This is a genomic window from Actinokineospora sp. UV203 (assembly GCF_056323665.1).
Genome location: NZ_CM150484.1, coordinates 292,740 through 306,174, shown reverse-complemented (window position 1 = coordinate 306,174; position 13,435 = coordinate 292,740). Strand labels below are relative to the sequence as shown.

Here is a 13,435-nt window from a genome sequence, read left to right as displayed (position 1 = left end):
CCAAATCAGGGAGGCGTTCGATGGCAACCGGTGATGACGGCTACGCGCTGTCATTCGCGCAGGAGCAGCTGTGGTTCCTCGACCAGCTCCGGTCGGGCGCGGCCACGGAGTACCTGCTGCACCGGGCCTACCGGCTGCGGGGGCCGCTCGACGTCGAGGCGCTGACCGCCGCGCTCACCGCCACGGTGGAGCGCCACGAGGTGCTGCGCACGCGCTACGACACGGTCGACGGCTCGGCGGTGCAGATCATCGACGAGCCCGCTACCGTCGCACTGTCCGAAGTGGACCTCACCGGAACCCCCGAGGCCGACTGGGACCGCCGGGTCCACGAGGTCGGCTCGGCGGATCTGCGGGTGCCGATCGACCTGCGCACCCAGGCGCCGTGGCGGCTCACCCTGGTCCGCCTGTCCCCCACCGACTCCGCGCTCCTGTTCGCCGTGCACCACATCGCCTTCGACGGCTGGTCATGGGGTGTGCTGCTCTCCGAGCTGTCAGCCCAGTACGACGCCATCCTGGCCGGGACGACGCCCGAGCTGCCCGAGCTGCCGGTCCAGTACGCGGACTTCGCCGACTGGCAGCGCCAGTGGTGGGACTCCTCGGCCGACACCCTGCGCAGGCAGCTCGGCTTCTGGACCGACCGGCTCTCCGACCTGACGCCACTGGAGCTGCCGACCGACCGGCCGCGGCCCGCGAGCTGGGACGCCACCGGTGACAGCGTCGACTTCCACCTCCCGGCGGACCTTGTCGCGACCCTCACGGACGTCGGCCGGGCGAGCGGCGCGACCCCGTTCATGGTCTACCTCGCCGCCTTCCAGGTGCTGCTGGGCCGCTACGCGCGCCGCGACGACATCGCCATCGGCGTGTCCGTCGCCCGCCGCGACCAGGTCGAGCTGGAGAACCTGATCGGCCTGTTCCTCAACACCATCGTGCTGCGCGCCGACCTCTCCGCCGACCCGACCTTCGCGGACCTGCTGGCCCGCGTCCGGGACACGACCCTGGACGCCTACGGCAACCAGGATGTCCCGTTCGAGCGCGTCGTGGCCGCGCTGGCCCCGGAGCGCGACCTCTCGCGCAACCCGATCTTCCAGGTCGGCTTCGCCCTGCACAGCGCCCCCACCAAGCAGTTCGGGCTCGGCGGCCTTGAGGTGGAGATCTTCAAGAAGCCGTGGACGAGTTCCGCGTTCGACCTGTCCCTGCATGTCATCGAGCGCCCGGACGGCTCCGTCCTGGGGCAGCTGCTGTACCCGACGGCCCTGTTCGACCGAGCGCGGATCGAGCGGATGGCCGCGAACTTCACCCACCTGCTCACCAGCATCGCCGCCGCCCCGGGCACGCCGATCAGCGCGGTCGACATCGTCGCCGACGCGGAGGCGCGGCGGATCGCGGCCTGGTCGACGGTCCGCCCGGTCGCGCGGGACTCCTCGCTCCCGGAGCTGTTCCGGGCCCAGGCCATGGACACCCCGGACGCCGTCGCCGTCGTCTCCGGCACCGAGGAGACCACCTACGCCGACTTCGCGGGCCGCGTCGCCACCCTCGCCGACTACCTGCAGGCCCGGGGCGTGCGCGCCGAGACGCCGGTGGGCGTGGCCATGGGCCGCGGGACCGACCTCGCGGTGGCCCTGCTGGCCGTCCTGTCCGCGGGCGGCGTGTACGTCCCGCTGCCCGTCGACTACCCCGCCGAGCGTCTGTCGATGATGGTCGCCGACGCGGGCATCGGCCTCGTCCTCACCGAGGACGCCTCCCGCGACCGGATCCCGGCGCACGTCGACACCGTCGCGCTCGACACCGAGTGGGCGGCGGTCGCGACCGCCGAACCCGCCCGCCGACCGGTCCTGCGCGAGCGCGACGCCGCGTACGTCCTCTACACCTCCGGGTCGACCGGCAGGCCCAAGGGCGTGGTGATCACCCACGCGGGCATCCGCAACCGGGTCCTCTGGTCGGTCGAGCGCTACGGCATGACCGCCGCCGACCGCGTGCTGCAGAAGACGACCATCGGGTTCGACGCGGCCATGTGGGAGTTCCTCTCGCCGCTGGTCTCCGGCGGCGCGGTCGTGATGGCCCCCGCCGAGGCGCACCGCGACCCCGCGGCGATGCTCGCGGCCGTCGCCGAGCACGAGGTGACCATGCTGCAGGTCGTCCCCTCGGTCCTGCGGCTGCTGGTCGACGAACCCGCCCTGGCCCGGTGCCGATCGCTGCGCCTGGTCTGCTCCGCCGGCGAGGCGCTGCCCGTGGCCCTGTGCGCCAGGCTCCGCGCGGCCATCGATGTCGAGGTGGTCAACACCTACGGCCCCACCGAGTGCTCCATCGACGCCACCGCCTGGACCTACGATCCGGCCGCCCCCGGCGAGACCGTTCCGATCGGCACGGCGCTGCCCAACCTGAGCGTGTTCGTCGTCGACGCCGAGGACCGTCCCGCGCCGATCGGCGTGCCCGGCGAGCTGTGCGTGAGCGGTGTCGGCCTGGCCCGCGGCTACGCCGGGCGCGGCGACCTCACCGCCGAGCGCTTCACCCCCAACCCGTTCGCCCAGACCCCCGGTGAGCGCTGGTACCGCACCGGCGACCTCGCCCGCTGGCGGGCCGACGGCGTGCTGGAGTTCGCGGGCCGGGTCGACGACCAGGTCAAGGTGCGCGGGGTCCGGGTCGAGCCCGCCGAGATCGAGGCGGCGATCCGCACCCACCCCTCGGTCGGCGCGGCCGTGGTCACCACCCACCGGTCCGGCTCGGGTGAGGTCGAACTGGTCGCCTACGCGGTCCCCGCGAACGGCACCCCCGTGCACCCGGAGTCGCTGCGCGCGCACCTCGCGGACCGGCTGCCCGCGATGATGGTCCCGTCGACGATCATCGCGCTCGACACCCTTCCCTTGACCCCCAACGGAAAGCTCGACCGCGCCGCCCTGCCCGACCCCTCCGGGGCACGGCAGGCGGAGCCGGCCGGGATCGAGCCGCGGACCGAGACCGAGCGGGCCGTCGCCGGGCTGATGGCCGAGTTGCTCGGCGCCGAGGAGGTCGGCGCGGACGCCGACTTCTTCGCCTTGGGCGGGCATTCGCTGCTCGCGATCCGCCTGGTCATGCGGCTGCGCCGGGCGTTCGGCGTGGAGTTCGGCGTGGCCGAGCTGTTCGCCGAGCGCACGGTCGCCAACCTGGCCGCGCTGATCGACCGCGACACCGCGGGCCAGGCGAGCGCGATCACCCCGGTCCCCCGCGACCGCGACCTGCCGCTGTCGTTCGGGCAGCAGCGCATGTGGTTCCTCGACCAGCTCGAACCCGCGAGCGCGGAATACCTGATCCCGCTGGCGCTGCGCCTGCGCGGACCGCTGGATGTCCCCGCGCTGCGCGGCGCGCTCGACGAGGTGGCGCGGCGCCACGAGATCCTGCGCACCCGCTACGTCAGCGCGGGCGACGACCCGGTCCAGGTGATCGACGCGCCCGGACCGACGGTGTTCACGGTGGTGCGGGCGGCCGACGAGGCCGACGCGCGGGCCAAGCTGCACGCCGCGTCCAGCGAGCCGTTCAACCTCGCGCAGGAGCACCCGCTGCGGGTGACGGTGATCGAGGCGGGCCACGACGACCACTTCGTCGCGATCACCCTGCACCACATCGTGTTCGACGCGTGGTCGATGGGCATCTTCCTGCGCGACCTCGACGCCGCCTACCGGGCGGGCGTCGCGGGCGAGCCGTCGCCACTGGTCCCGCCGACGGTGCAGTACGCCGACTTCGCCGTGTGGCAGCGGGATCTGGACGTCACCGACCAGCTCGACCACTGGCGCGGGCAGCTGGCCGGGCTCGACCCGCTGGAGCTGCCCGCCGACCGGCCGCGACCGGCGGTGCGCGATCCGCGCGGCGAGACCTTCGGCGTGGACGTGCCCGCCGAGGTCGGCGCGGCCGTCATCGACCTCGGCACCCGGTTCGGCGCGACCCCGTTCATGACCCTGCTGGCCGCGTTCGAGATCGTGCTGGCCCGCCACACCGGCCGCACCGATGTCGCGGTGGGCACACCGGTGGCTGGGCGGACCCATGAGGAGACCGAGGACGTCCTCGGCTTCTTCGTCAACAATCTCGTGCTGCGCAACGACGTGAGCGGCGACCCGGCGTTCGGTGAGCTGCTCGGCCGGGTGCGGCAGGTGTGCCTCGACGCGTTCGCCCGCCAAGACGTGCAGTTCGAGCACCTGGTCGAGCTGCTGAGCCCGGAGCGCGACCTCTCGCGCAACCCGCTGTTCCAGATCATGTTCGAGGTGCAGAACCTCGAAGGCTTCCCGCGCGAGTTGGGCGAAGCCGTCATCGAGCCCGTCCGGTCTGGCACCGAGGTCGCGAAGTTCGACCTCACCCTGACCGTGCAGCAGCGCGACAACGGCAGGCTGCGGCTGGTCTTCGAATACGCCACGAGCCTGTTCGACCGGGCCACGATCGAGCGGCTGAGCGAGCACTACCTGACCCTGCTGGCGGGGATCGACGCCGAGCGGCGGATCTCCGAGCTGGACATGATCCCCGCCGCCGAACGCCAGGCGCTGCTGGGCGACTGGCCCGACCCCGAGGGCGACCGAGTGTCCGAACTGGACCCGGGCGCCGAGCACCACCTGACGGTGCCCGAATTGGTCGAGCGACGGGCGCGGCTGACCCCGGACGCGGTCGCGGTTGTCTCCGGGACCACCGAGATCACCTACGCGGACCTCAACGCCCGGGCGAACAAGCTCGCCCACCACCTGCGCTCGCTGGGTGTGGGACCGGAGACCGTCGTCGGCTCATGCCTGGAGCGCAGCCCGGAAGCGGTCGTCTGCCTGCTGGGCGTGCTCAAGGCGGGCGGCGTGTACGTGCCGTTCGACCCCGCGCACCCGGCCGACCGGCTGGCGTTCATGCTGGCCGACGCCGGTGTGCGGGTGGTGGTCACCAGCGCCGGGTTCCTCGACCGGCTCGCCTCCGACGACCACCCGGTCGTCGACATCGCGACCGCCGACGGACCGACGACCGACCCGGACAAGCAGGTCACGCCCGACAACCTGGCGTACATCATCTACACCTCCGGGTCCACCGGCCGCCCCAAGGGTGTGATGATCGAGCACCGCTCCTACGCCCACCACTGCAAGGTGATCGCCGACGCGTACGGCATCACCGCCGCGGACCGGGTCGTGCTGCTCTCGGCGATGACGTTCGACGTGGCGATGGACCAGATCGCCGCGACGCTGGCCGCGGGCGCCACCATCGTGGTCAGCGACCACGTGTTCTGGACGCCCGCCGACCTGCCCCAGCGGCTGGCCGAGCACGGCGTGACGATCGTGGAGATCACGCCCGCCTACTACCGGGCGATGATGGAAGCCGACATCTCCGGGATGACCGGGCTCAAGCTGATGAACGTCGGCAGCGACGTCGTCACCGTCGCCGACGCGCGGCGGTGGGCCGAGACCGGGCTGCCTGGCCGGTTCCTGTGCAACTACGGTCCGACCGAGGCCACCGTCACCTGCGTGCTGCACCCGGTGAGCGGCAGCCTGCCGGGAGAGCGGGCCGAGGCGACGATGCCGATCGGCAAGCCGGTCCCCGGCACCCGCGGCTACATCGTGGACGCGGACCTGCGCCCGGTGCCGCTGGGTGTGCCCGGTGAGCTGTGCCTGGGCGGCATCCGGCTGGCCCGCGGCTACCACGCGCGGCCGGAGCTGACCGCGGCCCAGTTCGTGCCGGACCCGTTCTCGACCGAGCCCGGCGCCCGGCTCTACCGGACCGGCGACCTGGTGCGGTACCGGCCCGACGGCGCGATCGAGTTCCTCGGGCGGATCGACCAGCAGGTCAAGGTGCGCGGGTACCGCATCGAACTGGGCGAGATCGAGGCCGGACTCGCCGGGCACCCGTCGGTGCGCGCGGTCGCGGTCGTCGCCCGCGAGGTGCGGCCCGGCGACCGCCAACTCGTGGCCTACCTGGTGACTGACGGGCAGCCGGACGTCCCGGCGCTGCGGGCGCACCTGCGCGACGCCTTGCCGGAGTACATGATCCCGACCCAGTGGGTGGGGCTGGCGGAGTTGCCGCTGACGCCGAGCAAGAAGGTGGACCGCAAGGCGCTGCCGGACCCGACGGTCACCGAGTCCGCCCGCGCCCACGTCGCGCCAAGGAACCCCACCGAGGCCGCCGTCGCCGCGATCTGGGCGGACGTCCTGGGTGTGGAACGGATCGGGGCGGATGACAACTTCTTCGAGCTCGGCGGCCATTCGCTGATGGCGACCCGAGTGCTGGCCCGGCTCCGGGACGCCTTCGCCGTCGACCTACCGCTGCGCGTGCTGTTCGAGGCGCTGACCGTGGCCGAGGTCGCCGACGCCGTGACCGAGGCGATCGAGGCCGACATCGCGTCCCTGTCGGACGACGAGATCGCCGAACTGCTGGCCGGGGACGGCGTGTCATGACGCCTGCCCGCGGCACAGGACTGCCGACGTGGTCGGCGCGAACCGGACAAGGAGTGCGATGACCGACACCGTCGACCACGACACCTCGCGGGCCACCCTGCGGGCGAAACTGCTGGCCAAGCGGCTGAGCGGAAGGGCCACGCGGGGACGAGACGAGATCGCGCGGGCGCCGCGCGGCGGGGTCCTGCCGACCTCGTTCGCCCAGCGCAGACTGTGGATCCTCGACCAGCTCCAGCCGGGCGGGACCGAGTACCTGCTCACCTTCGGCCTGCGCCTGCGCGGCGCGCTCTCGAAGGACGCGGCGCGCTCGGCACTTGATGGGCTCGTCGCCCGGCACGAGGTGCTGCGGACGCGCTACACCGTCGTCGACGGTGAGCCGGTGCAGGTGATCGACCCGCCCGGGCCCGCGGCCTTGTCCGAAGTGGACCTCACCGCGCTCTCCCCCGCGGCTCAGGACGAGCGGCTCGGCGCACTGTCCACCTCGGACCGCACGCCCGTCGACCTGGTCGCGGGACCGGTGTTCCGCGCGGTGCTGGCGACCCTGGGCCCCGACCACCACGCCCTGCTGGTCACCACGCACCACATCGCCACCGACGGCTGGTCCGAGGACGTCCTGGTACGCGAGTTCAGCGCGCTCTACCAGGGCGAGACACTGCCCGAGCTTTCCTTGCAGTACGCCGATTACGCGGCCTGGGAGCGCGAGTCCCTTCCGGTCGACCGGTCGCTCGACTTCTGGCGCTCGACGCTGTCCGGGCTCACGGCGCTGGAGCTGCCGACCGACCGCCCGCACCCGGCCGTGCGCGACTACGCGGGCGCCGAGGTCACCTTCTCGGTCCCCGCCGACGTGTCGGCCGCGGTGATCGGGCAGGCCCGGGCGCTCGGTGCGACGCCGTACATGGCGCTGCTCGCCGCGTTCAAGATCGTGCTGGCCCGCTACACCGGCGGCACCGACATCGCGATCGGCACCCCGGTCGCGGGCCGTGAGCGGCGCGAAGTCCAAGACCTCGTCGGACTGTTCCTCAACACCCTTGTGCTGCGCACCGACTTGTCCGGCGACCCGACGTTCACCGACGTGCTGAGCCGGGTGCGGGCCACCGCGCTCGACGCGTACGCCCACCAGGACCTGCCGTTCGAGCGGATCGTGGACGCGCTCGCGCCTGACCGCGACCCGTCGCGAACGCCCCTGTTCTCGGTCATGTTCCTGTCCCAGGTCGGCGCCGAAGCGGGCGCCACCGCGCTGGGCGGCCTGCTGGTGGAACCGATCCACGTCGGCGAGTCGTCGGCCAAGTTCGACCTGTCGGTCGCGGTGGCCGAGCGGGCCGACGGCACGCTCGGGATCGCGCTGGACTACGCGACCTCGCTGTTCGACCGGGGGACCGTCGAGCGGCTCGCGGGCCACTTCGGCACCGTGCTGGCGGCGGTGGCGGCGAACCCGGCGACCCCGATCAGCGCGCTCGACCTGTTGACAGCTCCCGAAAAGGACCAGCTGGCCGGGTGGAACGACACGGCCACCGAGTACCCCGAAGGAACCCTTCCCGCCCTGTTCGCCGCCCAGGTCGCCCGCACACCGGACGCCGCCGCCGTGCGGTTCGACGGCACCGAGCTGACCTACGCGGAGCTGGACGCGCGGGCGAACCAGGTCGCGCACTACCTGCACGCCCACGGTGTCGGCCCTGAGTCCGTCGTCGGCGTGCGGCTGCACCGCGGACCCGACCTGGTCGCCGCCCTGCTCGGTGTGCTCAAGGCAGGCGGCGCGTACCTGCCGCTCGACCCGGACTACCCGGCAGACCGGCTCGCCTTCATGGTCGAGGACTCCGCGGCGGCCATCGTCATCGACGAGCGCACCGACGTCTCGGGTTTCCCGTCGTCGGCCGTCGAACTGGGTACCACGCCCGGCTCGGCCGCGTACATCATCTACACCTCGGGCTCCACCGGCAGGCCCAAGGGCGTGCTGGTCGAGCACCGCGGGATCGTCAACCGGCTCCAGTGGACGCAGTCGGCCTACGCGCTCGACGCGACCGACCGGGTCCTGCAGAAGACCCCGTACAGCTTCGACGTGTCGGTGTGGGAGTTCTTCTGGCCGCTGACGACCGGCGCCACGCTCGTCGTCGCCCGCCCCGGCGGGCACCGCGATCCGGCGTACCTGGCGTCGCTGATCGACGCCGAGCGGATCACCACGCTGCACTTTGTCCCGTCGATGCTGCGGGCCTTCCTCACCGAGCCGTTCACCGACCTGCCGTCGGTCCGCCGGATGATCTGCTCCGGCGAGGCGCTGCCCGCCGACCTCGTCACCGGCGTGCACGACCGGATCGGCTGCGAACTGCACAACCTGTATGGGCCGACGGAAGCGTCCGTCGACGTCACCGCGGTCCAGACCCGGCCCGGTGAGCCGGTGACGATCGGCACGCCCATCGCGAACACCCGCACGCACATCGTGGACCGCGACCTCAACCCCGTCCCCATCGGTGTCCCGGGCGAGCTGCTGCTCGCGGGCGTCCAGCTCGCCCGCGGCTACCTCGGCCGACCGGGCCTGACGGCCGAGCGGTTCATCCCCGATCCCTTCGGCGGCGCGGGCGAGCGGCTGTACCGGACCGGCGACCTCGCCCGCTTCGGCCCGGACGGCTCGATCGAGTACCTCGGCAGGCTCGACCACCAGGTGAAGGTCAACGGCCACCGGATCGAACTCGGCGAGATCGAGGCCACGCTGACCGCGCACCCCGGCGTCACCGACGCCGCTGTGGCCGTCCACGACGGCGGCCTGGTCGGGTACGTGGTCGGCACCGCCGACGAGACCGAACTGCGGGCCCACCTGCGGGAGCGGCTGCCCGAGTCGATGGTCCCGGCCCGCTGGGTCAGCCTGGCCGCGCTGCCGCTGACCAGCAGCGGGAAGACCGACCGCAAGGCGCTGCCCGCGCCGGAGAGCCGCCGGTCCGCGCTGACCGTGGCCTACGTGCCGCCGAGCAGCCCCACCGAACACGTCATCGCGCACGCCTTCGCCGACGCGCTCGGCATCGACGAGATCGGGGTGCACGACAGCTTCTTCCAGCTCGGCGGCGACTCGATGCGCGCGATCCGGGTGGTGGGCGCCCTGCGGGAGCACGGGTTCAGCCTCGCCGTGCACGACCTGTTCACCCACCAGAGCATCACCGCGCTGGCCGCCCTGGTCGGCTATCCCGGCGCGGCCATCGCCGACGAGCCGCTCATCGAGCGGTTCGCCCAGATCACCCCGGCGGACCGGGACCTGCTGCCCGACGGCCTGGTCGACGCGTATCCGCTGGCCCGGACGCAGGCGGGCATGGTCTACGAGATGCTCGCCGCCAACAACCGGGCGGTCTACCAGAACGTGTCCTGCTACCGGGTGCACGACGAGTCACCGTTCTCCTTCGCCGCGCTGCGCGAGGCGGCGCGGATCCTCGTCGACCGGCACGAGATCCTGCGGACCTCGTTCGACCTGGCGAACTTCAGCGAGACGCTGCAGCTGGTGCACGAGCGCGCCGACCTGCCGATCGGGTTCGACGACCTGCGCGACGCCGACCCGGAGACTCAGCGGTCCATTGTGGACACATTCTTGGTGGCCGAGCGGTCGCGCCCGTTCGACCTCGACCGCGCGCCATTGCTGCGTTACCACGTCCACCAGATCAGCGACGGCGAATGGTGGCTCACGCACACCGAGTGCCACGCCATCCTCGACGGCTGGAGCCACACGTCGGTCGTCGCGGAGTTCATCGCGCTGTACAAGACGATCCGGCGCGGTGAGCGACCTGAATTGGCGCCACCCCCGGAGGTCCGCTTCGCCGACTTCGTCGCGTTGGAGCGGGCGGCGCTGGACTCCGCGGCCGACCACGAGTTCTGGCGGTCGAAGATCGCGTCCGCGGACCGGTTCGAGCTGCCCGAGGCGTGGGCGAGCGAGGTCCACTCGGACAAGGCGACGATCATCGACGTGCCGTGGGCGGACCTGCTCCCCCGGCTGCGTGCCCTGGCCTCGGCGGCCAACGCCTCGCTCAAGAGCGTGCTGCACTCCGCACACCTCACCGCGCTGCGCGTGGTCACCGGCCGGGAGCGGTTCTTCGGCGGCCTGGTCTGCAACGGCAGGCCGGAGCGGGCGCGCGGCGACGAGGTGTTCGGCATGTACCTCAACACCGTCCCGTACGCCGCGGACCTGTCGCCCCGCAGCTGGCGGGAACTGGTCGGGCGGGTGTTCGCGGGTGAGGCCGAGCTGTGGCCGCACCGGCGCTATCCCATGCCCGCCATGCAGCAGGAGTGGAGCCGGTCGGCCGAGCTGATCGAGGTCGCCTTCGGCTACCTGGACTTCCATGTCCTCGACTGGAAGGCAGACTCGGTCGGCATGGTCGACGACTTCAGCCCGAGCGAGCTGGGACTTGAGGTGTGGACGTTCCCGGGTGTGCTGCGACTGGGCGCGCGGGAGAGCCGGATCGCCCGGCCGCACCTGGACATGCTGGGCCGCACCTATCGCCGCGTGCTCGAAGCGATGGCCGCCGACCCCGACGGCGACCCGCACGCGGTCACCCCGCACCCCGTCGACCTGGACTTGGCCCTGCGCGACGATTCCGCGCGCGTCTACCCGACTGACCAACTGGCGCACGAGCTGATCGCCGGGCACGCGCTGTCCACTCCGGACGCTGTGGCGCTGCGCCGGGGCGCGGACACCGTGGCCTTCGCCGAACTCGACGAGGAGGCGAACCGGATCGCGCACTGGCTGCGCGACCGAGGGGTCGGTCCGGACGCCATCGTCGCGCTGCGGCTGCCGCGCGGACCGGAGCTGGTCACGACGATGCTGGCGGTGCTCAAGGCGGGCGGCGCGTTCCTGCCGGTCGACCCCGACTACCCCGCCGACCGGATCGACTACATGCTCGCCGATTCCGGCACCGCACTGGTGATCGACACCCCGGTCGACGCGACCGACTGGTCCGCCGAGGCACCGGAAACGCTTGCGGGCCTGGACAACCTGGCGTACGTGATCTACACATCCGGGTCGACCGGCCGCCCCAAGGGCGTCGGCGTGCCGCATCGTGGAGCGCTCAACCTGCGCCACGCGCAGCGCGAACAGCTCGACGTGCGTCCCGGCGACGCCGTGCTGCAGTTCGCCTCGCCCAGCTTCGATGCCTCGGTGTGGGAGCTGCTGATGGCGCTGACCAACGGCGCCGCGCTCGTCCTTCCCCCGGCGGGCACCGATCCCGGCGACCTGCGGGCGCAGGCAGGCGTGGTCACCCACATGACCCTGCCACCGTCCATTCTGGACAAGCTGGAGCCCGCCGACTTCCCAGCGCTGCGGGTCCTCGTGTCGGCGGGCGAGGCGTGCCCGCGTGAGCAGGCGGTGCGCTGGGCCGGGCACGCGCGGTTCATCAACGCCTACGGCCCGACCGAGACCTCGGTGTGCGCGACCCTCACCGACGTGCCCGCCGACATCGCGGGGTCGCCCTCGATCGGCGGTCCCATCGGCAATGTGCGGGTGCGCGTGCTCGACGAGAAGCACCGCCCGGTGCCGCTCGGCGTGCCGGGTGAGCTGTGCGTCGGCGGGCCCGCGCTGGCCCGCGGGTACCTCAACCGGCCCGACCTGACCGCGGACCGGTTCATCCCAGACCCGTTCGGCGGCCCCGGCGAGCGCCTCTACCGGACCGGCGACATCGTCACCCGTGACCTCGACGGCGAACTGCACTACCGGGGCAGGCGCGACAACCAGGTGAAGGTGCGTGGGTTCCGCGTCGAGCTCGGCGAGGTCGAGGCGGCGCTGGCCGCGCACCCGGACGTCGCCGCGGCCGTGGTGACCGTGCACAACCAGACGCTCGTCGCCTACACCCGGCCCGCGCCGGGTCCGGGTGCGGCCGAACTGCGTGAGCACCTCCGTGCTCACCTGCCCGCACACCTGCTGCCCGCGCATTACGTGGCGCTGGAGGACTTCCCGCTCACCCCGGCGGGCAAGGTCGACCGCGTGGCGCTGCCCGCACCGGAGAGCACCCGGCCGGAGCTGGCCGCCACCTACGTCGAGCCGCGCACCGACTTGGAGCGCATGATCGCGCAGGCGTGGGCGGAGGCGCTGGGCGTGGAACGGGTGGGCGTCGAGGACGACTTCTTCGACCTGGGCGGACACTCGCTGGCGATGATGCGGATCATCGCCGCCCTGCGCGTACGCCACGGCGTCGAGCTGCGGTTCCGGTCGTTCGTGGAACACCGCACGGTCGCCGGGCTCGCGGACACCATCGAGAGCACCGCCCCTCGGGCATCGACGTCGACGGCGCTGCTGTGGATCCGGGAAGGCGGCACCGGCACTCCGCTCGTGTGCGTGCACCCAGGCGGCGGAAGCGCCCACTGGTACCTGAAGCTCGCGCCGCATGTGCGGGAGGACGTCCCGATCATCGGCTTCGAGTGGCCCGGCCCGCACGACGGCGCCACCCCCACCGCCGAGGAGATGGCCGAGCGGTACGTGGCCGAACTGCGGACGGCTCAGCCGCAAGGCCCGTACCGGCTGTTCAGCTGGTGCGGCGGGAGCTGTGTGACCACCGAGATGGCCCACCGACTGCGGTCGGCGGGCGAGGAGGTCACGCTGATCCTGCTGGACCCGGGTCTCGACGTGCACACCCGCACCGAGGGCTGGAGCGAGTTCGGCCTGATCAAGCGGCTCGAGGAGCTGCTGACCGGCCCGGACCCGGACCTCCCCGAACAGCGCGCGGAGATCCTCGCCCTGTTGGAGCACCTGGTCGACGACGTCGACCCGGACACCGGCATCACCCTGCCGGAACAGGGCGTCGGCGACGTGTGGCCCCGCGCGGTGCGGATCTGGCGCGAGGTGATGGAGATGGACCTGCGCTACCGGCACCGCCCCTACCCGGGCGAACTCCATCTGATCGCCAGCGACGAGCTGACGAAGGGCGAGCACGAGGTGTCGGTCGGCCAGACCTTCGACGACTACCTCACCCGCTGGCGTGAACTGACCGACGGAGTGCGGGTCCACCAGGTCCCGGGCGACCACTTCGGCGTCATGCGGCCACCCAACGTGTCCCTCCTCGGCGCCGCCATCAGCGGCGTCCTCTGAC

Annotated in this window: 2 protein-coding genes; both read left to right on the top strand. The window is 72.4% G+C overall.

The features are described from left to right. Positions 1–20 precede the first annotated feature (20 nt). The gene (locus ACUZ2Y_RS01430) at positions 21–6,383 is read left to right on the top strand and encodes an amino acid adenylation domain-containing protein (RefSeq protein ID WP_476326121.1); all 6,363 of its coding nucleotides are present in this window, start codon (positions 21–23) and stop codon (positions 6,381–6,383) included. Between the two features lie 58 nt (positions 6,384–6,441). After that, on the top strand, positions 6,442–13,434 hold the full coding sequence (locus ACUZ2Y_RS01425) for an amino acid adenylation domain-containing protein (protein ID WP_476326119.1): 6,993 nt from the start codon (positions 6,442–6,444) through the stop codon (positions 13,432–13,434). Position 13,435 lies beyond the last annotated feature (1 nt).